At 62.1% G+C, this 22009-nt stretch carries 17 protein-coding genes and 1 pseudogene; 11 read left to right on the forward strand and 7 right to left on the reverse strand.

Features of this window, described 5'->3' with window-relative positions; genetic code table 11:
* The first annotated feature begins 155 nt into the window (after positions 1 to 155).
* The 5 genes from ALTAJ2_RS03740 to ALTAJ2_RS03760 all read left to right on the forward strand — a co-directional run bounded on the left by ALTAJ2_RS03740 (position 156) and on the right by ALTAJ2_RS03760 (position 8847).
* On the forward strand, positions 156 to 1958 hold the full coding sequence (locus tag ALTAJ2_RS03740; protein WP_007110886.1) for a glycosyl hydrolase family 18 protein: 1803 nt from the start codon (positions 156 to 158) through the stop codon (positions 1956 to 1958).
* Positions 1959 to 2047: 89 nt separating this feature from the next.
* Positions 2048 to 3784: a glycosyl hydrolase family 18 protein gene (locus ALTAJ2_RS03745; protein ID WP_007110887.1), complete on the forward strand. Its 1737-nt coding sequence runs from the start codon at positions 2048 to 2050 to the stop codon at positions 3782 to 3784.
* Positions 3785 to 3793: 9 nt separating this feature from the next.
* Positions 3794 to 5164 (forward strand): PKD domain-containing protein, encoded by a 1371-nt coding sequence (locus ALTAJ2_RS03750; RefSeq protein ID WP_007110888.1) that lies wholly within the window; start codon positions 3794 to 3796, stop codon positions 5162 to 5164.
* Positions 5165 to 5435: 271 nt separating this feature from the next.
* Entirely contained in the window at positions 5436 to 7115 is a 1680-nt protein-coding gene (locus ALTAJ2_RS03755) for a S8 family serine peptidase (RefSeq protein ID WP_007110889.1), read from the forward strand.
* Between the two features lie 94 nt (positions 7116 to 7209).
* Positions 7210 to 8847 carry a PKD domain-containing protein gene (locus ALTAJ2_RS03760; protein WP_007110890.1) on the forward strand — a complete coding sequence of 546 codons (1638 nt, stop codon included), beginning with the start codon at positions 7210 to 7212 and terminating at the stop codon, positions 8845 to 8847.
* A gap of 638 nt (positions 8848 to 9485) precedes the next feature.
* On the opposite strand, the gene ALTAJ2_RS03765 is transcribed toward ALTAJ2_RS03760, so the two are convergent.
* Entirely contained in the window at positions 9486 to 9878 is a 393-nt protein-coding gene (locus tag ALTAJ2_RS03765; RefSeq protein ID WP_050031420.1) for a PadR family transcriptional regulator, read from the reverse strand.
* A gap of 227 nt (positions 9879 to 10105) precedes the next feature.
* Between ALTAJ2_RS03765 and ALTAJ2_RS03770 the strand changes: the two genes are divergently transcribed.
* The 4 genes and pseudogenes from ALTAJ2_RS03770 (at position 10106) to ALTAJ2_RS19095 (ending at position 14011) form a co-directional block, all read left to right on the forward strand.
* Entirely contained in the window at positions 10106 to 10372 is a 267-nt protein-coding gene (locus ALTAJ2_RS03770; RefSeq protein ID WP_007110891.1) for a winged helix-turn-helix domain-containing protein, read from the forward strand.
* Between the two features lie 24 nt (positions 10373 to 10396).
* A complete protein-coding gene (locus ALTAJ2_RS18470; RefSeq protein WP_007110892.1) occupies positions 10397 to 10645 on the forward strand; it encodes an IclR family transcriptional regulator in 249 nt (82 codons plus the stop codon).
* Positions 10646 to 11198: 553 nt separating this feature from the next.
* Positions 11199 to 11481: pseudogene (locus ALTAJ2_RS20025) on the forward strand (ArsR family transcriptional regulator).
* Positions 11482 to 11656: 175 nt separating this feature from the next.
* Complete coding sequence (locus ALTAJ2_RS19095) at positions 11657 to 14011, forward strand: PIN/TRAM domain-containing protein (RefSeq protein ID WP_144240206.1); 2355 nt, start codon at positions 11657 to 11659, stop codon at positions 14009 to 14011.
* A gap of 407 nt (positions 14012 to 14418) precedes the next feature.
* Here ALTAJ2_RS19095 and ALTAJ2_RS03785 read toward each other — a convergent pair whose 3' ends face one another.
* From ALTAJ2_RS03785 to ALTAJ2_RS03805, 5 genes are all read right to left on the reverse strand, one after another.
* Positions 14419 to 15477 carry a glucosidase family protein gene (locus ALTAJ2_RS03785; protein WP_007110895.1) on the reverse strand — a complete coding sequence of 353 codons (1059 nt, stop codon included), beginning with the start codon at positions 15475 to 15477 and terminating at the stop codon, positions 14419 to 14421.
* Positions 15474 to 16196 (reverse strand): class I SAM-dependent methyltransferase, encoded by a 723-nt coding sequence (locus ALTAJ2_RS03790; protein WP_007110896.1) that lies wholly within the window; start codon positions 16194 to 16196, stop codon positions 15474 to 15476. The genes ALTAJ2_RS03785 and ALTAJ2_RS03790 overlap by 4 nt, the downstream gene beginning before the upstream one ends.
* A gap of 1 nt (position 16197) precedes the next feature.
* The gene (locus tag ALTAJ2_RS03795; protein WP_007110897.1) at positions 16198 to 17565 is read right to left on the reverse strand and encodes a glycosyltransferase family 4 protein; all 1368 of its coding nucleotides are present in this window, start codon (positions 17563 to 17565) and stop codon (positions 16198 to 16200) included.
* A gap of 232 nt (positions 17566 to 17797) precedes the next feature.
* Positions 17798 to 18358: an NUDIX hydrolase gene (locus tag ALTAJ2_RS03800; RefSeq protein WP_006183750.1), complete on the reverse strand. Its 561-nt coding sequence runs from the start codon at positions 18356 to 18358 to the stop codon at positions 17798 to 17800.
* Positions 18359 to 18433: 75 nt separating this feature from the next.
* On the reverse strand, positions 18434 to 19405 hold the full coding sequence (locus ALTAJ2_RS03805) for a diacylglycerol/lipid kinase family protein (protein ID WP_007110898.1): 972 nt from the start codon (positions 19403 to 19405) through the stop codon (positions 18434 to 18436).
* A gap of 42 nt (positions 19406 to 19447) precedes the next feature.
* On the opposite strand from ALTAJ2_RS03805, the gene ALTAJ2_RS03810 reads away from it, so the two are divergent.
* A complete protein-coding gene (locus tag ALTAJ2_RS03810) occupies positions 19448 to 20170 on the forward strand; it encodes a PHP domain-containing protein (RefSeq protein ID WP_007110899.1) in 723 nt (240 codons plus the stop codon).
* 138 nt (positions 20171 to 20308) lie between these two features.
* On the opposite strand, the gene ALTAJ2_RS03815 is transcribed toward ALTAJ2_RS03810, so the two are convergent.
* Complete coding sequence (locus tag ALTAJ2_RS03815) at positions 20309 to 20722, reverse strand: Lrp/AsnC family transcriptional regulator (RefSeq protein ID WP_006430489.1); 414 nt, start codon at positions 20720 to 20722, stop codon at positions 20309 to 20311.
* Between the two features lie 102 nt (positions 20723 to 20824).
* Here ALTAJ2_RS03815 and carA point away from each other — a divergent pair, with 102 nt between their 5' ends.
* Complete coding sequence (carA, locus tag ALTAJ2_RS03820; protein WP_007110900.1) at positions 20825 to 21904, forward strand: glutamine-hydrolyzing carbamoyl-phosphate synthase small subunit; 1080 nt, start codon at positions 20825 to 20827, stop codon at positions 21902 to 21904.
* Positions 21905 to 22009 lie beyond the last annotated feature (105 nt).

Raw genomic sequence — 22009 nt, forward strand, 5'->3', positions numbered from 1 at the left:
CTCCTGTAAAATATATAGGACTATAAAGTGTGAATTGATAAATATTATCTCCAGTATTAAGATATTATTTTATATGCTGAGTAAAGAATACTAGTCGGGTCGCGATCCGTCGCGACCGACTGCAACGTTCGACGACCACATCGAGATCCAAACCAATGAAACGATCACGACGAACCGTACTCAAGAACGCGACGAAACTGTCCGCGCTGCTGGCGAGCATCGGTGCGAGCACGGCAGCGGCGGCACAAGACCATCCCGAATGGGACCCCGAGACCGTCTACACGAGCGGCGATCGGGTCGTTTACGACGGCTACGTCTGGGAGGCCCAGTGGTGGACCCGCGGCGACGAACCCGGGGCCGACGAGTGGGGTCCGTGGGACCAGATCGAAGAAAACGACGGGGACAACGGCGACGGCGGCGAGAGCGGACCGACCGCGCGGTTCTCCGTCAGCACGCAGTTCCCCGATCCCGGCGCCGAAGTCACGTTCGACGCCAGCGATTCGGAGGGGGAAATCGAGTCCTACGAGTGGGCCTTTGGCGACGGTACGACCGCGTCAGGCGAAACCGTTACCCGTGCGTTCGAAACGGGACAGTACGACGTGACGCTGACGGTCGAGACCGCCGACGGCCGGACCGACACGCATTCGATCACGATCACCGCCGGCCGTCCGTCCTCGGACGAGAACCGTGTCATCGCGTACTACCGGCAGTGGGCCCAGTACGACCGGGACTACGTCCCGGGCGACATCCCCTTCGACAAGGTTACTCACGTCCAGTACGCGTTCGCCCGGCCCGAAACGGACGGCTCCATCAACCTCGTGGGCGACAGCTACGGGCAACAGATGTTCTATGCCGAGAAGGACTGGCAAGGGCCGGACCGCGGCAAGACGTTCGCGGGATACGCCGCCGAACGGGAGGACACCAAGTTCGTCCTCTCGATCGGCGGCTGGGGCGATTCGGAGAACTTCTCCGACGCTGCGCTCACCCAGGAGAACCGAGAGCGCTTCGCCAGCAATTGCGTCGATCTCGTGGAGAAAGCGAACCTCGACGGGATCGACATCGATTGGGAGTTCCCCGGCGGTGGCGGCTGTACCGCGGCCGATCCCGTCTGCGACGTCGACAACGCCGTCCGCGAGGGCGACCAGGAACGCTTTACGCTCCTGTGTCGGGAAGTCCGCGAGCAACTCGACGCGGCCGCGGAAGCCGACCCCGACCGCGACGAGCCCTACGAACTCTCCGCCGCCGTCAGCCCCAACCCCGAAATCGTCGAGGGGAAGACCGCGGGCAACGACGGACTCGAGCACGACAAACTCTCCGACATCCTCGATTTCGCCCAGGTGATGACTTTCGATTATCGGGGTATCTGGAGCGAGACGACCGGTCATCACGCGCCGCTGAAGGCGAACCCCGACGACCCGTACGCCGACTCCGACGTCTGGAACGCCCAGTTCGCCCTCGAGTACTGGGCCGACCAGGGCTGGGACCCCGGCCAGCTCAACATGGCGGTCCCGTTCTACGGGCGGAGCTGGACCGACGTCCAGCCGCCCGAGGGTGACTTCGGGACCGGGACGGACGACGGTCTCTTCCAGAAGTACGAGGGCGACGGTCGAGACGCCAGCGGCGAGGGATCGTACCCGAGTTGGGACCCGTCGATGGGGACCAGCTACGCGGGCGTGTGGGAGTGGTTCGACCTCGGCTCCGACGGCCGGGGCGGGAGCAACCCCGTCGATCTCGAGAGCGGGGCCTGGGAGACGTACTTCGACGAGGACGCAGTCACCGCGTGGAGCTGGAACCCCGAGGAACGGCTGATGATCTCCCACGAGACCGAGCAGTCGATGGAAGCGAAGATGGACTGGCTCAGGGACTCACCCTACGGCGGGACGATGCTATGGGCCATTAGCGGCGACACCTACGAGGGCGATCTCATCACGACGCTCTGGACCACGCTCAACGGCTAACCGACGGTCACGGGGCGCACCCGCGACGGTCGGGGAGCCGCTCGAGCAGCAGCAGCACCGACGATCGAACGACACGCATACCACAACCGATGAAACGATCACGACGAAACGTACTGAGCACAGCATCGAAAATATCCGCCCTGCTGGCCGGTCTCGGAGCGAGTTCGGTGGCAACGGCCCAGGAGTATCCGGAGTGGGACCCGGACACCGCCTACACGGGCGGTGACCGCGTCGTCCACGACGGCTCCGTCTGGGAGGCAAACTGGTGGACCCGCGGTGACGAGCCGGGCGAAGGCGGCGAATGGGGGCCGTGGGACGAGGTCGACTCGTCCGAGCCCGAGCCGCCGGCCCTGTCCGCACGCATCGCCGCGAGCGCGTCCCGCATCGAGATCGGCGAGACCGTCGAGTTCGACGGGAGCGAGTCGACGGGTGCGATCGACTCCTACGCGTGGGCGTTCGGGGACGGGACCGAAGCCACCGGCGAGGTCGTCACGCACACGTACGACGAGACGGGCGACTACACCGTCGAGCTGACCGTCACCGACGCCGACGGCGAAACCGATACCGCCCGTCTGGACGTCACCGTCCAGGAGCAGATCGAGGGGCCGGACGACGAGTTCAAAGTCGTCGGCTACTACCCGGGCTGGAAGGCAAACGCCGAGCAGGACTACTACCCGAGCGACATCCCCTTCGACAAGGTGACCGACGTGCTGTACGCGTTCATCGCGGTCGACGAGAACGGGAACGTCTTCCCGCCGGAAAACGACGAGACGGAGTTCGACGTGCCACGCCAGACACACGAGGAAAACCTCGAGCAGTTCGCCGACCTGACGGACGAGGCCGACTGTCGGTTCCACCTCTCGATCGGGGGCTGGACGCTCTCGGAGAACTTCCACATCGTTGCGGCCGATCCCGACCTGCGGACGACCTTCGCCGAGAACTGCGTCGAGTTGATGCGGCAGTACAACTTCGACGGGATCGACATCGACTGGGAACATCCCGGCCCGCAGCAGGGACAGTGTCAGTGTGGTAACGACGACGACTACGAGAACCACGTCCTGTTGCTCGAGGAACTGCGCGACCACCTCGATCAGGCGGGGACGGAGGACGGCCAGCACTACTACCTGTCGGTCGCCAACGGCGGCTCCGACTGGAACGCCGGCGGGCTTCGCCACGATCGGATCGGCGAGGTCTGTGACTCGGTGTACGTCATGGCCTACGACTTCACCGGCAAGTGGATGGACACGATCGGGCTGAACGCGCCGCTGTACGGACCCGATACGCATCCGACGAACGACCGCGATGTCTACCCCGACGGCGAACAGTATTGGGCGGAGTACTCCGTCGACAAGCTGTGGGCCGGCGATCACGGCGAGGAGGGCTACTGGCCCAACCAGTGGCAGTATCCGCCCGCCGACCCCGCCGAGTACGGCGAACTCGTGCTCGGGATGCCGTTCTACGGCCGCGGCTTCACCGTCGGCGAGTGGCAGTCGCCCGAACTCGGCTCGCGGTACTCGGGACTGCCCGAGGGAACCTGGCACCACCTCCTCGAGGACGGTGCGGACCCGACCGGCTCGTTCGACTTCGGCGACATCGAGGAGAACATGCGCGACGAGGCGGGCTGGGAAGTCACCCGTCACGACATGGGTGAGGTCCCCGCGCTCGTCAACGAGGACGAGGGGATCTTCATCAGTTACGACGACGAGCAGGCCATCGAGGCGAAAGTCGAGTTCGCCAAGGAACGCGGCATGGGTGGCGTGATGTTCTGGGAACTTTCCCAGGACTGGAACGAGACGCTCCTGAAGACCATCCTCCGGACGATCTAACCGACGACAATGAAACGATCACGACGAAACGTACTGCGTACTGCATCGACACTGTCCGCCATCGTCGCGGGCGTCGGGGTCGGCACCGCTGCGGCCGCACAGGAGTACCCCGAGTGGGAGCCCGACGCGGTGTACACGAGCGGCGACCGCGTCGTCCACGACGGTACCGTCTGGGAAGCCCAGTGGTGGACGCGCGGCAACGAACCGGGCGAGGGCGGCGAGTGGGGACCGTGGGACGAGATCGAACCGTACGATCCCGGCCCGACCGCGTCGATCGCCGTCAGCGACGCCAGCCCCGATCCGGGGACAGACGTTCAGTTCGACGGCACCGACTCGGACGGCGAGATCGCCGCCTACGCCTGGGATTTCGGCGACGGAACGACCGCCGAGGGCGGCGTCGTAACACATGCCTACGACGACGACGGCGAGTACGAGGTGACGCTGACCGTCGAGACCGCCGACGGCGACTCGGATTCGACCGCAACAACGATCCACGTCGGTGGCCGGGACGGGATCACCGTCGACGGCGCGTTCGCGCCGTACCAGGGCACCTGGGGTGATCTCGTCGACGGCACGCTCGCAGCCGATACCGATCGCGTCGTCGTCTCGTTCCTCGGCGATGCGACCGCCGACGGCGACATCAATCCCGGATGGCTGACGGGCTGCAATCAGGGCTCGTGCGATCAACAGCCCCTCTCGACGTACGAATCCGAAATTCGGACGTTACAGGACGAGGGGATCGAGGTGTGGCTCTCGATCGGCGGCTGGGAAGGCCGCACCGTCGCCCGCGATGCGGACTCCGCGACGGAGCTGAAAGACGCCTACGCGGAACTCCTCGACACGTTCGGGAGCACGCACATCGACATCGACGACGAGAACGCCCACCGGCGCGACCAGCCCATCTACGAACTGCGCAACGAGGCCCTCGCGCTGTTACAGGACGAGCGCCCCGAGGTCACGGTCGGCTACACCGTGCCGGCGGACGAGAACGGGATCGCGAACTCGAGCCACGCACAGGCGAGAACGTGGGTCCGCGACGCCGTCGAGAAGGGTGTCGACCTCGCGTACGTCAACATCATGACGATGGTGATGGGGCCGACGACGTACGACAAGATCGTGTCGGCGTGTGAGGGAACCGTCGCGTTCCTCGACGAGACGTATCCCGACAAGTCGACGGCGGAGTGCTGGGCGATGCTTGGGAACACCCCGGACGTCAGCGAGGAGTCGATCACGCCCGACGTCGCCCGTGACATCGTCGATTTCGCGGCGGACCGCGGAATGGGACTGGTGTCCTACTGGGCGCTGTACAACGACCCCGACGGAACGTTCTCGGAGATCTACAGTGACTTCGAGAGCGGATCGACCGACCGCCCCACCTAACCGATTCACACACCGATCGCACAGCAGCCGGCGGTCGGGCGTGCAGTGACGGGTCGCGGTTCCCGTCGTCCGACTCGAGTCGCGACCGGCGGCCAACGTGGCCGTCAGCGTCGCGACCGAACAGCCGAGAGACCGGAGCGCTGTCCTCAAGCGGTCGCCGTTCGTTGACCGGGACCGTCGCTCACAATTTCTTCAAATTATGTAAATTAGTACTAGTATTTCAAGCATTAATAAAATATAAGTACAGCAGGTAAATATATCCAGTTGCAGAATGGCAAATAACAACGACCGGAACAGTCCCGGCAGACGGGACGTCCTTCGGAGTCTCGGAGCGATCGGCGGTATCACAGCGCTCGGCGGCCTGACGGCCGCACAGCCCGGACGCGATCCGGGACCGAAACCGAACGAGTTGCTGGTCAGTACGGCACCGACGACGAGTACGGTCTCCGTACAGCGCACCGTCGCGAATCGACTCCCCGCAGACGCAAGCGTCGTCCACCGAAACGAGACGCTCGGCTACTTCGCCGTCGAGGTGCCCGAGGAGGCAAGCGCCCAGTCGGGATCGACCGTCGCTCGAAGCCTCGAGCGAACCGACGGCGTGGCGTTCGTCGAGGAGAACGGGACCTACTATGCGTTCGACGAGGTGGACACGGACCAGCGTACCCCCGACGATCCCGACTTCTCCCAGCAGTACGCCCCCCAGCAGGTGAACGCACCGGAGGCGTGGGAAACGACGCTCGGCTCGGACGACGTGACGATCGCCGTCGTCGACACGGGGGCCGATTACACCCATCCCGATCTTCGGGACCGGTACGGCTCGAATCCGGGGACCGACCCCGCCGGCGACACCGACGATCCGGCCGCACGAGGGGCGAAACACGGGACCCACGTCTCCGGCATCGCGTCGGCGACCACGGACAACGGCGACGGGGTCGCCGGGATCTCGAACTCGCACCTCTATTCGGTGCGTGTCCTCGGCGACGGCGGCGGCTCCTGGAGCGACATCGCCGACGGCATTCAGTGGGCCGTAGACAACGGTGCCGATATCATCAACCTGAGCCTCGGCGCGCCACAGCAAAGTGGCGTGGTCGAAAGCGCGATCAACTACGCGTACAACAACGGGACGTTGCCGATCGCTGCAGCGGGGAACGGCGGTCCGTGTCGGGATTGCGTTTCCTACCCGGCGGCGTACTCCAACTGCGTCGCGGTGTCCGCACTCGACTCCTCGGAGAACCTCGCGCGCTTCAGCAACACCGGACCGGAAATCGACGTGGCTGGGCCGGGCGTGGACGTCCTCTCGGCGGTTCCAAACGGCGGCTACGAGCGGCTGTCCGGCACGTCGATGGCGTCGCCCGCCGTTGCGGGCGTCGCCGCGCTCGGACTGGCAGCCAACCCCGACTGGGGGCCGAGCGAACTGCGCTCCGCGCTCGAGGAGTCGGCCGTCGACGTCGGACTGCCCGCCACCGACCAGGGTGCCGGCCGGGTCGACGCCGCGGCGCTCGTCGACGGGGGCGGCGACCCACCGGAGGACGTCACGGCCGTCGCCGACGCGTCGCCGACGACCGTCGAACCCGACGCGACCGTCACGTTCGACGGGGGCGACTCGTCCGGACCGATCGACTCCTACGAGTGGACGTTCGGCGACGGCACCGAGGCCACCGGCCAGTCGGTGACTCACAGCTACGACGCCGAGGGAGAGTACACTGCGACGTTGACCGTGACCGGCGACGGAGCGAGCGACAGCGACTCGGTTACCGTCACCGTCGAGGAAGACGGCTCCGGCGAGCAACCGGGCGACTGCGGCGACTACCCGACCTACGACAACGCGACGGTCTACGAGACCGGCGACCGCGTCGCCTACGACGGGGCCGTCTGGGAGGCCACGATAGACGTGATGACGGTCCCGCCGAGCCGCGATAGCTGGCGGTGGGAACACGTCACGGACTGCTGACCGCGTTCGCCCATCCCGCTCGAGGAGCCCGCCTCGAGCGGACTACGCGATATTCGTCCCGTTCGACAGATAACACCCGACGATTCCGAGATCAATGAAACGAACACGCAGAACAGTCATCCGCAATGCATCGTTAGTCACTGCTGCACTCGCAGGCGTCCCCGCCGTTTCGGCCGCCGACGCCCCACCCGAGTGGGACCCCGAAACCGTCTACACGAGCGGCGATCGCGTCGTCTACGACGGGGCCGTCTGGGAAGCCCAGTGGTGGACCCGCGGCGACGAGCCCGGAGCCAGCGAGTGGGGGCCGTGGGAGCAGACCGACGCCGACCCCGATCCGGAGCCACCCGAACAACCGACGGCGGCGTTCACCGCCGCGCCGGACGCCCCCGCGCCGGGCGACGCCGTGACGTTCGACGCGAGCGGTTCCACGGGCGCGCTCGAGACGTACGCGTGGGCGTTCGGCGACGGCACCGAGGCTACCGGGAAGGTCGTCTCACACGCCTACGACAATCCGGGCGACTACGAGGTCGAACTGACCGTCACCGACGCCGACGGCGAGACGGACACCGCGACCGACGCGATCGCCGTCGAGGAGCGAGACACCGAGCCCGGCGAGGTGACGGCGGAGACGACCCTCGCCGAGTTCTACCCGAACTACGCCGAGCGCTACGTTCCCGACCTGTTCGACCTCTGGCTGCCGGACGACGCGGCCGACTACGGGGCGGACACCGACGCGATCCGCGCCAACGCCGCCGACGGTACCCTCGAGTTCGGATCGCTGGGCACGCAGGCGCTCCCCTGGGTGCAGCAGTTCGACGAGAACGGACTGCCCCGTCACGCCAGTTCGCAGTTGCTCCCCTGGCTGTTGGTCCTGCCCGAGGAACCGGACCCGCCGACGTTCCAGGGCAGCGGCCGCGGCGTCGCCTGGGACCAGACGGCCGGCCCGACCGCAGCCAGCAACGATCCGGCACCGTTCGTCCAGCCGCAGTGGCCCACGGACGCCGTCGGCGAGGCGGACGACGAGGTCGCCGAGCGCGACGCCGTCCACAACCAGCCGATGCACCGCGACGACTGGGATTCGCACTTCTCCCTTCCCGACGAGATCCTGTACAACCACGACAACCAGCTGCTCGACACCATCAAGAACGACGTCCACCCCCTGACGGGCGCGTCGCTCGGCGGCGACAGCTTCACCGCGAACGCGCCGATGTCGGTCACCGCGGAGGTCCACTCCGACGGCTGGAGCGGACACCAGGTGCTCCTGTTCAAAAACACCGGACGGGTCCCGTACCATCTCGACGGCGCGGTCATCTGGTGGGTCGGCCCGTCGAAGTACGGCAAGACGATGTCCGCGGGCCACTACAACAACGAACAGCGCCCGGAGCCCGGCGTCGGGCACCCACAGCGTGACATCATCGAGGTCGTGCTCGACGACGAGCACATGCCCGACCGCTACGAGGGCATGGACGTCGACCTCTCGGCGTTCGCCATCCGGCTGGCGTTCCACGATTCGCCGTACATGTTCCGGACCGCCTACCCCGGCCAGTACTGGTCGCTCGAGATCCGTACCGGCGATAACCTGAACGGCCGCCATCAAAGCGATGCGGAACGACAGCGCCTCGTGGACACGATGGTCGACACGTGTCACGTCGAACTCAGACACGATCTCGATATCGAGCGCAACACCGACCTCGTCGAAGAGATCGAACTCACGAACCGGGTCGCGAACTGAGCGCCGGCCGATTCGGCGCTCGCGAGCGACCGTGCCATCACACCGTCACCCGGCGACGCCGTCCGATCGACACGCGACGGCGACCGGGATACCAGCATTCTTTTAGGAAGTGATTGTATAGTGATTTGTCGACAGTTTGGGTTCCTTTGTAGTGGTCTATAGTCGAAATACTATTCGGCGTTCCCTCTTCGCGTTCCTCGAGCCGTATCCTCCGGTCCCCCTCTCGAGGCGGAGGCGTCACAGCTCGCTCGAGGTGGGCGACTGACTCGTTCTACCCGTTCGAACTGGCATTTCAGGAGTTTTGGCGGCGGTATGATCGGACCGCTCGAGAATGTTCCACACGATCCGCCGGCGGTCGGCATGGGTGTTCACCGTCGATGGCTGGACCGGAGCGGTGGCGACCCAACAGAGAATATTGGCGTAATATTGCAATAGCTTCGCGGTGTGTAAATGAAGTATATAGCACCTATCGCAGTTCGTGACGGGGTACTGGGCTCTCGAGTCGGGCGGGCGCAGTCACCGAGTCCGGATCACGGCTGGCTCCGGGGCGCGCGGACGCAGGGTCGTGGCGAGAGCCGACGGCAGGCACCCGCCTCCCCCTGGCCTCGAGTCACGGATGCTCAGTCGGTGGGTGCCGCTCACGCGGTGGGCTCGCGGCCGAGGTCGCAGAGGGTGGCGAGGCGTTCGGCGCGCTGGATGAGCAGCGCGCGGCCGGTGTCGGTGAGGCGGTAGGCGGGGACGTGGCCGGCGAAGCCATCGCGCGAGGTGATGAAGCCGCGGTCGGCGAGGATGCGCAGGCTCGGTTTGACGCGGGCGCGGCTGACCGTCGGATACCGTCGCTCGAGGGTGCGGGCGATGCCCGAGGCGTAGCAGGGGTAGCCGTTGCGTGCGCGGCGGGCGACGGCCTCGAGACAGTCACGCTGGAAGCCGCTGAGTTCGACCCACGCGCGCCGGCCGTCGGGGGTGTCGTCCGGGAGTGATGCAACTGCTCGAGCGGGACGTTCATGGTCCCGCGAATCGTTGTCTGACATGGCTTGCTGAGGTGCGGAAGCCACGCGGGCCGGTGTTCAGGCACCGGGTCCGCGTTTTCGATGCTGACCAAACGGACAGTCGAATCTCCGTGAGGCTCGCATCACAACGGACTACTTTGTCTACCAACATAAATATACTCACTAAACGTTGAGAGAGAACTCAATAAAAATTGTGCCGATTCTGGCGCATCGACAGGCGTATTCCTTCGTTTTTAGACTGCACGAGCATGCGCCGACCCGGCGACTGGATGCAGATGCCCACCGACGAGCGAATTCTCGAGGCGCTGCAATCGTCGGGGATGATTCTCTCGCCGGCCGTGATCGCGAAGAACATCGATCGCAGTCGAGAAGAAGTCACTCGCCGGCTCACTGTGCTTGTTGAGTACGGGTTCGTCACTCGAGTGGAGCGGGGCTATTACGAGATTGATGAGGCTGGAGAGCAGTATCTTGCTGGCGAGTTGGATGCACGCGATCTCGAGCCAAACGAGAACTGATCACTGAATGCGCCCGCTGGTATCGTGGATGACGAAGTCTATCCCGCGATTCTCGAGGTTTTCGAGGAAGCGGGAATCGCGATCCCGCCAGCGGTTGCAGAATACAATTTGGTGGGCGTCTCAAAATCCACAGTAAAAAGACGCCTCCCGGTGTTAGTGGACCACGGCTTACTGGAGAAAGTTGACGAAGACCGAGGCTATTACCGAATTACGGATCGGGGTCGTGCCTACCACAATGGGGAATTAGAGAGCGACGATCTCGAATCATCATAACAGACTCGCACCTGCGACACTCGAAATCTGACTTTCCGGCTTCCTAAACAGTCTACTTCAGATCCCAACCTGCAGGATGTGCTGGATATCCAAGATGAGTGTTTGGGAAACTGATTGATTGATGCATACTGTTTATACAAGATCTATTCGTCCCTGCAGTGAGTATCCAAGTACAGAACATAGATCAGTATATACACCGTTCTATTTCGTGACAATAATAGTTCTAGAAGGAGTATTCGCGCCCAAGCGTGTCGATTCGAGAACGACCAAGTTGGATATCGCGTGAAGATTTCCGTATCCTCGAAGCGTTAGGCGATCCCGAGATTCTCGTAGTGCAGTCGCCTGCGATAATCGCTTACAATCTGGACATGACCCGCCCCCACGTCTCAAATCGTCTTTCTGTGTTCACGGAGCATGGTCTCGTCGAAAAGATAGAGAATGGACGATACCAGATGTCAGACCTCGGTTACGCGTATCTCGAGGGTGAGCTCGACGCTACGGACTTAGAACTGAACGAAGACTAATCAGCGCTGATCCGGTGACTGGACGCGGAATGCGACGGCCACGGGTGGACTGGATGACACGAGCCGACGCCACGATCCTCGAGTTCCTTCTCAACGAGGGAAACCGACCGCTCATCGCGAATCCGTCCACTGTCGAGGCCAACATCGATTACAAAATCTCACATGTGCGGCGCAGACTGCGGGCATTACAGGATGGCGGATTGGTAGAGTATTCTGACAAAGACCGCGGTCTGTATCGGATCAGTGAGCAGGGTCAGGCATATCTCGAGGGCCAAACTTGAGGCTGAAGACTTGGAACGGACTGACGACTAATCATGCGTTGATCCGGCAACTGGCTGTAACTGCCTACCGAGGACCGATACCCAATAAATTGCAATCTGTGCATAGTATTTTAATCATCAAGGCACTATAATGAAATAGGATAATTAATGATATTATTAGTGCAGTACTCTTATATGTGGCTGTTAAGAAATATTGATGAGATAAAATGTCCGGCAAAACGCCATTACAGAAAGACATAATATCAATACTTGAAAATGATCTCACAAGAGACGCTGCGGAGATAGCAGAGGAAGCCGAGTGCAGTACGTCCTATGTTCGAAAAGTAAAAAATGATTATCTGCCAGAGATATACGGAGAAAATGATATTAAGGAATATAATATAGGGTTGTCGTTTTCGGCACCCCATTCGATCCAGGTGAAGGAAGGCGTAATTGAGGAACTAAATATGGCTGACTCAGAAATAGCTGAAATCACAATAGAAACTTTTGACCAAACTCAGGAGGATATCGCGTGTTGTATCAATGATTTCAATCAGATTGATGTAGATACAGAGGTGAAATCACTCACCTATGCTCTTGAACGCTTAGGCGAAGACCTTCCTAACCCAATTTCTGGATTTCTTGATGACTTTTCAACCCCAGATAAAGAATATTTAGATATCTATAATTCGGAACGTTTTGGGGAATTCTTGGAGAGAATAAAAACCTGGGTCAAGGGACAGATAGCAAGTTCAGATATTTTGATTGGTGCTCAGATATTAGCATCTGAATTCAATTCACCTCGTTCTACAGATAACGTCATTTCTACACCCGAACTCATTGCATCTAAGAAACAACTACAAAGACTATTATCCGGTGATGAGAAACCACGATTGATTGATCTAAGAAATTATCAATCAACCGTGCATGAGCCGGATGAAGTTTTCTTCACTCATACAACAAGAGATGATGTTGAAGAGATTACCTCAGAAATTGATGATTTGGCATATCTCGACCCATCAGTATCATTTAGGTTTGGTGACAATAAATCTGTGGTGGGTCCTGAGGTTCTGGAATCATACAGTGGCAACATAATAGAGGTCAATTCTGATTCTATAACATTCGTTGAAACCTGTTTGGACATCTGTTTTGTAGAAGAAAACGAAAAAATCGATATTAATCGAATAGAAGAGATTGCTGAAGGGTTACAGATATCTATTCCTGATTCTGATGAAACATACACAATAGAAAAAAGAGGACCTATAACGAATGACAGTGTAACTATAATTGAGTTGTTGGTTAATTCTGTTCACATTACTTTATCCGTTGGACCCGGGTATCTAGCATGGAGTCGTCCGGATATCGAGTTTGTGAACGATATTGTAGAAAGACTGAATGATGTTATTTCTGATCATCTATCTTTTAATAATGACAATCTAACAAATATTGACACGTCCCATCCTGGGGAAGAAATTAATACCCTCATATTCGATACAAATGCAATATATCATGAAATTGTTGACAAAGAACCATCTAGTATATTGAAGTCTATTTTTCCGTTAAAAAGTAACACCTTCCATAATTCAAAAACGATAATACCATGGTCTACAAGATATGAAATAAATAAGCATAAAGATGTTGGTGGACCCCCACCAGCCGTTCAAGAAAAGGGGATCGATAACCTCCGAATTCTAAAGGTTCTTGATGAGTATGGATTTCTATCTTTGGAAGTGGAAGAAGTTCCAAACAATCTCTCTGGTTCAATTACAGAATCACATGTTGCAGATATGAGTCTATTGCAATGCGCGGAACGTGAGTCAGATGCTGCACTCATAACAGGTGACCAGAGGCTACGTGAGTTAGCATCATTATCTAACACCCGTGTAATGAACATCTATGATTTGGCCCAAGTTGATGACCGGAAGGAACTTGATGAAGAATTAGATGAGAACGTTGTTTCGGAAATCGGCGATAGTCTTACTGACAGGGATGAGATATTATCTGAAGTAGAGTCAATTCCGGAAAATCGACCCACGGAAATTCGTGGGGCCGTTGAATCCATTGAAGATCCGGAAAGCTATTTAAATAGATGGTTAGACGAAGAAGAAATAATGAGATACTACGATAAGGATTCAGAGGCGATAAAATACAATGTCGCCACTACTACAGATGCAGTTCTTTCCCCAACAGCGGCTACGAAGTTGACAGAATATATCAAAGATACTGATAGTGGAAAATATATAACAAATGAGGGTATTGAAAAATTAAGCAACGTCATTAAGATCCCAGATAGGTCATATCCAAAGGTCACCTTTCATGTGCCAATCTCTAACGTTATAGCTCCACAGTCAACATCATTAGGTGGAATTAGTACAGATGCCCGAAACTTCTATAAAATAAGCCAACTCATAAATGCCAACTATTCAACTGATGAGTTACAAGAAGCTACTACAAGAGGAGAATACGTTCATGATTCCGTACTACTAGCTAGGGAACGATCATATCCGATACTGTGCACTGAGAACGAAGATTTCCTGCTAAAAATAGCGGGCCTTCTAGGTGTGCAGGTTGTGGAATTCTAATAGAGGAAGCAAACGTCTATAATTCTATCTTTTGTGTTTCATCACCGATAGTTATTATTAGCTTGGCATTCTCTACTTCTGACGGATCTGGTCCGGTTTTTGTATCGGATCGGTCGAGGTCAGGGTTTTCGTTCATGCTTCTAAGTGATGACCGCGATACAAATAATACCCTCGGTATTAGAGATTTCTTGTTATTCTTTTTGTCCAACTTTCCCACTATCTGGATCACATCTATCCGAGAGAAAGAACAATATGGTATAGATGAGTGAAATGTTCGGTCTAAACACTCAATCGGTAAGTAAGATGGTGTAGATCGCCTCACTTTCACTAGCAGTTCTGTGCCATACACGCTACACACTGTTCGTTATCGCTGTTCAAAGCGTAAGATTAAATTATTTATTGAAACACTATATGTCAGTAATTTCTTCCATGAATAGATCCGCAGCCCCCGATAGCCCCGATAACGCATCAGCAGCCAGCACCGCCGCCCCGCCGGTCCACGTCGGCCGGTCGCCCGGCCAGTACTCCTCGTCCGCGAACTGATACCCCGTCCAGAACACCCCCTCGTCGTCGGTCCACTGGAAACACCACTCGTAAATCTCGCGCGCCCGCTCCGTCTCGCCGACCGCCGCCAGCGACAGCACCAGTTCGCACGACTCCGCGACGGTCACCCACGGCTCGTCCGCCACGCACCGACAGCCCAGGCCACCCTCGAGAAACCGATCCAGCCCCGCCTCGAGCCGCTGGCGCGCCGCATCGCCGGTCACCACGCCACAGAGGACGGGATAAAACCAGTCCATCGCGTACCGGGACTTGCTCTCCCACGTCCGATCGAAGCGGTCCGGCCGCGACCGGATCGCCTCGCCGAGTCGGGTGCGGGCCTCGAGCCAGCGCTCGCGCGCGTCGGGATAGCCGAGGACGCCCGCGATCGCCGCGCCACAGGCCAGACTCTTGTACAGCGAGGCACAGCCGGCGACCAGCGCGTCCTCGTAGGCCTCGCCGTCCGGGCCGACGGTCCAGTAAATCTCGCCGGTCGCCGCCTGCTGGCGGCAGGCGAAGGCGAGGGCGTCGCGGACGGTCGGCCAAAGCGCCGCGAGAAAGTCCCGATCACCGGTACAGCGATAGTGGTGCCACGCGCCGACGGCGACGTACGCGCTGCGGTGGGTCTCCTTGCGCGGCTCGTCGCCGGCGTGGGCCCCCTCGTCCGCGTCGGCCTCGCCGTAGGTCGCCCACAGCGCCCCGTCGTCGTGCTGGGCGTCGGCCACCCAGCGATACGCGCGACGGGCCGCCTCGGAGCGCCCGGCGACGGACAACCCCATCGCGCTCTCGACGTGATCCCAGGGGTCGGCCGGCCCGTCGGGATACCAGGGGATGAGCCCGTCCGCGCGCTGGACGCGCTCGATGTAGTCGACCGCGGGCTCGAGCCCCCACTCGGACAGCGTCCGCCCCGACGACACGTTGCTCACGCTCCCGCCTCCAACTCGAAGTAGTAGACGACGCTCTTGCCAACGATGGGGTCGAGCGCGCGCTCGAGCAGCCGCACGGGCCGGGGCGATTCCAGCACGTCCCACTCCAAAAAGCGCTCGTATGCCCGCAGGGGCAACGGCGGAGCACCCCGCTCGTCGCGGTCCCACCAGAGACACTTCAGCCACCAGTAGGGCGCGTGCAAGGCGTGGGCGAAGTGGCCGTCGATCCGCCGGAAGCCGCGGCGCTCGACGGCGGCCCGCAACGCCTCGCGATCGAAGATCCGGACGTGTCCTCCCTCGACCTCGTGGTACTCGTCGGACAGCGCCCAGCAAACCCGCTCCGGGCCCGCCCGCGGCACGCTCACCGCGAGGGTCCCGCCCGGCGCACAGACCCGACGGAGTTCGTCCAGCGCCGCCTCGTAGTCGGGGATGTGCTCGAGCACCTCGGTACAGCAGACGACGTCGAACGCGCCGTCCTCGAACGGGAGTCTGAGCGCGTCCCCCGACAGGAACGTCACCGGCACGTCCGTCTCGTCGGCGATGTACGTCTCGTAGTCCTCGCGGGCCGCCGTCAGGGACGCCCGCTCGAGGTCCAGCCCGACGACTTCCGCGACGTTCTCGAGGGCGGCGGCGTGGACGTGTCGACCCTCGCCGCAGCCGACGTCGAGAACGCGTTTGCCCGGCGTCAGCGGCAGCCGGTCGAAATCGATCGTCTCCATGTCAGGACCCCTGTGATTGCGTTTCGATGGCGTCGCGATACGTCCGGACCGTCTCGTGGGCGGCCCGCTCCCAGTCGAATTCCGAGACGATGCGCGCTCGCCCCCGCTCGCCGAGTCGCCGCCGGCGATCGCCGTCCGTGAGCAGACCCTGGATCGCGTCGGCCATCGCGTCGGCGTCGCCCGGATCGACGAGGACGCCGGCGTCGCCGACCACCTCGGGAAGCCCCCCGCCGGTGGTCGCGACGACCGGGACGCCACAGGCCAGTGCCTCGCCCGCCGGCAGCCCGAACCCCTCGTAGATCGAGGGGACGACCGCGATATCTGCGGTTCCGTAGAGCTCGACCATCCGCTCGTAACTGATCTCGCTGTGGGTCTCGATCGCGTCCGCGATCCCCAGGTCCGAGACCAGCCGGTCGCAGTCGCCGCCCTCGTCGAACTCGCCGACGACGACGAGTTCGGCGTCGATCTCCTCGCGGACGGCCGCGAACGCCTCGAGCAGGTACCGGGCGCCCTTCAGCGGCACGTCGGCGCTGACGGTCGTCATCACGCGCGGGCGATCGCGGCTGCGATCGACGGGTTCGAACAGGTCGGTATCGATGCCGTTGTGGACGACGCGGATCGACTCCGGATCGGCCCCGAAGTCGGTGACGGTGCGATGCTTGGCGGATTCGGAAACGGTCAGTACGTGTGGCAGGTCCTGGACGACCTCGCGTTGCATCCGGAGGAATCGATACCAGCGCCGGATCAACAGCCGCTCCCCCCAGCTGTCGGCCGCCTCGAGCGCGGCGTCGCGGTCGACGGTGATCGGGTGGTGGACGGTCGCCACGACGGGGTGGCCCCGTTCGCGGAGGGTAGACAGCCCGTGACAGAGCGACTGGTTGTCGTGGACGATGTCGTATCCGGGCTGGTGGGTCTCGAAGTAGTCGATCACGCGGCGTCCGAACGCGTACGGGTCCGGAAAGCCGCCGGTGAGCGCACTCAGCCACTCGTACAGGGCCAGCGGATCGCGCAGATAGGACGGCTCGAACTGGCCTACCCGGTCGAGTTCGTCGACGATGTTCTCGCCGGGCAGCTTCACCAGCCCGACGTCGTCGTCGAGGTCGGGGTACGGTTTCCCCGAGATGACATCGACGGAGTGGCCGAGGTCGGTCAGCGCCCGACTCAGGTACTTGACGTAGACGCCCTGGCCGCCCGAATACGGGTTCGATCGATAGCTCAACAGACAGATCTCGAGCGGCCCGTCGGCGAGCCGCCCCCCACCAGGCGACGGCTCCGACTCCGTCGTCGCTCCCGCGGCAGTCGATCCCGCCGACGCCGACGACGCGATCGTACTCCCCCGGAGCAGCCGTCTCAGCGTACCCATGACCATCGCAGTCTATCCTGCATGTGTGGGCACTCCCTCATAAACCTCCCGTTCGTGTACTGTTTTCGGACAGTGTGCAGTCGCGAAAGGCGGCCGCGCTCGAGGGCGGCGGACGGCTCGAAACCGACGGGTCCGTGTCCGAACGGCCCGGTTCGATCGGCGTCGTCTCCGACGGAAGCGGTACTCGCGACGAGGCGTTCGGGGACGTGCCACGCGGATTACTGGTTCGGTCGCCGCCCTACCGCACGTCCCGACGCATCGCGATCTCGAACCACGGGCAGAGTCGCAGTTGGCGGTACCACTCCGGATTCGAGTGGAGTCGCTCGTAGGGGACCCACAGCAGGCCGGCGACCTCCTCCTCGTTGGGATCGAGGCTGCGGTCGGTCAGCGTTAGCTGCAGGACGGCACAGACCTCGTGTTCGACGCCCGCGTTCTCGAAGTAGCGCTTGTACTCGAACCGGTCGGTCAGTTCCAGGTCGTCGTACTGATCGGGGGTGATCCCCAGCTCCTCCTCGAGTCGCTGGCGGGTCGCCTCCTTCTGGCTCTGGCCCTCGACGGGGTGGGAGGCGACGGTGCCGTCCCAGTAGGTGCCCCACAGGCGCTTGTCCGGCGCGCGCTGGGCGAGCAGGACGTTCCCCTCGCCGTCGAAGACGAGCGAGGTGAACGCTCGGTGCCGAATGCCATCGCCCGTGTGGGCGTCGAGTCGGTTGACCAGTTCGAGTTCGGTGTCGTCGGCGTCGACGGCGATGACGTCTTGCCCCGCGTTCTCGTGTTCGAGGTCCTCCTCCGGCGTGCTCATACCAGCACAATTACCGTGACTCTTGAAACCAGTATCGTCTCGTCGCGGCCGTTTCGAATCGATAGGGAGGGTGAGCTACTGATTCGCGGGCGTTCCGATGGGCCATCGCTCCTCGTCATCGGGATCGGGCCGGTAATCGTCGCCGACGGGGAGCGTGAGCGCGCCAGGGTCCGTCTCGAGTCGGATGGCCTCGGTCTCGAGGATCTCGCCGTCGAGGCTGTACTCGATCGAGTCCGCGCGACTGTCGATCGCCAGCGAGGGCGTGCGCCGGCGGACGATGTGGGTGCTGTCCTGTCCGAACAGCCTTTCGAGGGCCGCACCCCCGATCAGATCGGTCGTCGCGGCGTCCTCGACGATCGTGACCTCGAGCAGGCCGTCCTCGACGTTCGCCTGTGCCGTTCGCGCGCCGGTGAACCGTCGGCAGTTCCCGATGAGGACGAACAGGGCCTCGCCCTCCCAGGCCTGGGCCGTCTCGCCGTTCGGACCCGCGGCCGTCTCCACCCGCAGGGGAAGCGAGTCGAACTCGCCGACCGTCTCGATGGTGTTTTTCACGTACGCGAGCACGCCGAGGGCCGCCTTGCTCTCCGCGGTCGTTTCGCTGCTCGCCTCGGCGGTGATCCCGCCGACACAGGAGTTGACGAAGCGCCGCTCGTTCGCCGTCGCGACGTCGATCGCTCGCCGCCGGCCGTCCTCGATCACGGTAAACGCGTGCTCGAGGCCTCGGATGCCGACGTTGGTCGCGAAGTTGTTGCCCGTTCCAGCGGGGACGACGGCGACGGTCGTCGTCTCGAGGGCGTCCGCGGCGGCGACGCCGTTGACGACGGCGTTGAGCGTGCCGTCACCGCCGGCTGCGGCGACGAGGGTGGCCTCGGGTGCGGCTTCGCGGGCGAACCGCTTCGCGTCGCCGCCCTGCTCGGTCCGTCGAATCTCGAACCCGTGGTCGGCCGCGAGTTCGACGACGTCGTCGACGTGGTCGCCGCTCCCGCTGACGGGGTTGAGAACGAGCACGCGGTCGCTCGGCTCGCCGGGTGTCATACTGCCGTCCATGCCGGCCGCACGCAAAAGGGTCTGCCCGGCGTTTGCTCTCCCATGTACGCGATCGATCTCCACGCACACACGCGGTTCTTCCACGGTCGGCGATCGCTCGGCGATCGGTACGACCCGGTCGGCGTCCGCTTGCTGACCGAGGTGGCCCGGCGGCGCGGCCTCGACGGCGTCGCGACGACCAACCACGACTACTACACGGCGTTCGACCCCTCGCCCGCCGTCGCGACGCTGCCGGGCATCGAGATCACGACCGACCGCGGTCACGTCCTCGTCGTCGGCCCCGATCCGCCGGCGGCGACGAAACCCGGCTCGCTCTCCCCTGCGGAGGCGGTCGCGCTGGCACACGACCGGGACTGCGCCGCGATCGTCGCCCACCCGTTCCGAAACAGCACGGTGCGGGAACTCGAGGAGGTCCCCTTCGACGCGATCGAAGTCAACGGCAAACACCCGCGTTCGCAGCCGCTGGTCGAGCAGTTGGCCGACGAACGGGACCTCCCGCTGGTCGGCGGCAGCGACGCGCACTACCCCTTCGAGGTGGGGCGGGCGTACACGGTCGTCGAGGCCGACCGGCTCACGCCCGCGTCCGTCGTCGACGCGATCCGCGACGGCCGAGTGAGCGCGACCGTGTCGCGGACCGGGTTCGATAGCCTGCTCCGGCGGGCGTACCGCACGATCCACGATCGCAAGGGAGTGATCGACGCGATCGACCGGTCGACGCCCGGCGTGGGAACCCCGCCTGGCGAGGAAGAGACCGCCGACCGGTAGGGTAGGAGGAACTGCCGTCGCAGCCGACCGTCCAGCCGTCGGAGATGGGCCGCGAGAGCAGTTCGATGACGGTCACTCGGACGGAACGTGCGACTACACCACCGACACCGTGGCGAGGCGGACTATCGGTGTCGGTCGTTAGCCGAGTTCCTCGTCCAGAATCAGCCGCGTTTTCGTACTCACGACTTCCTCCTGATCGCGGGCCTTGGTGATGAGATCGTTGACGCCGCGCGTGTCCGCGGCGTCGACCACGAGCACGACGTCTTGCTCGCCGGAGACCATCCAGACGAAGTCGACCTCGTCCCACTCGGCCATCCGCTCGGAGACCCCTTTGGTGTCGACGTCGACCGCGACGCTGATCTCGAGCATCGCCTGGACGTTGCCGGTCCGGGTCGAAATCGTGAAGCGTTCGATCACGTCGTCGTCCATCATGCGCTCGACGCGGTTGCGGACGGTGCCCTCGCTCGTGCCGACCTCGTCGGCGATTTCGGTGTACGGCGTGCGACTGTCCCGCCGGAGTATATCGAGGATCTGTCGGTCCAGGTCGTCCATGGAGATGCGTACCTACGTGTGACCTGCACTTACCGATTACGAAAATCGTAACTGAGCTTCGAAGACAACACTTATGATGGTCCATCCGATACGTAGATCGTAATGACGGAAGCCTACGTCGCACTGGAAGGCGGCCACGTACTCGAGGGGCGTGGTCGTGCCGACGGGACGGCCCGCGGCGAAATCGTGTTCACGACAGCGTACACCGGCTACGAGGAGAGCCTGACCGATCCCTCCTACGAGGAACAGATTCTCACGTTCTCCTACCCGCTGATCGGCAACTACGGCGTCCGCGAGGAACGGTTCGAGGACGACCGCATCCACCCGCGTGCCGCGATCGCCAAGGAGTTCACCGACGAGGTCGTCGACTGGTTCGAACGCGAGGGTATCCCGGCGGTCGACCACCTCGACACCCGCGATGTCGTCACGGACATCCGCGATGGCGGCGCGATGAAGTGCGGGATCGCCGTCGGCGACGACGTCACCGAGGAGGACGCCCTCGAGCAACTCGAGGCCTGCACGGCCATGAGCGACCACACCGACATCGGCGCGCAGGTCAGTGTCGACGAGCCGGTCGTCCATGGCGCGGACAACGACGGCGAGACGGTGGCCCTGGTCGACTGCGGCGCGAAGGGTTCGATCGTCGACTCGCTGCTCGCACGCGATGCGACCGTCCACGTGTTCCCCTACGACGCGGCCGTCGAGACCGTCGAGACCGTCGACCCCGACCTCCTCTTCATCTCGAACGGCCCCGGCGATCCGGTCAATTTCGAGGGGGCGATCACCCTCGTCGAGGCGTTCGTCGAGGACACGCCCGTCGCCGGCATCTGCCTCGGGCAGCAGATCGTCGCCGAGGCCCTCGGCGGCTCGACCGAGAAGATGACCTTCGGCCACCGCGGCGTCAACCAGCCCGTCCTCGACCTCGAGTCCGGGCAGGTCGTCATGACGACCCAGAATCACGGCTACACCGTCGCCGACCCGGGCGAACACCTCGAGATCACCCAGATCAACGTCAACGACGACACGCCCGAGGGAATCGACGGCATCGAGTACGACGTGCTCACCCGCCAATACCACCCCGAGGCCAACCCCGGCCCGGAGGACACCCTCGACTTCTTCGACGACGTGCTCGCCATGGCTTCCGGCCGAGCGGACACGCGAGCGGTTCCGGCCGACGACTAACCGTCGGACACCGCCGTTTTCGTCTCTTTCGCTGAGAGTTGATCGACGCCGATAGCACCGCTTCTCTCGAGCCGAGATCGTCAAACGCTCGTTCCATCGCTGTGA

This window comes from Natrinema altunense, from assembly GCF_000731985.1.
In the GTDB taxonomy this organism is placed as follows: Archaea; Halobacteriota; Halobacteria; order Halobacteriales; family Natrialbaceae; genus Natrinema; species Natrinema altunense.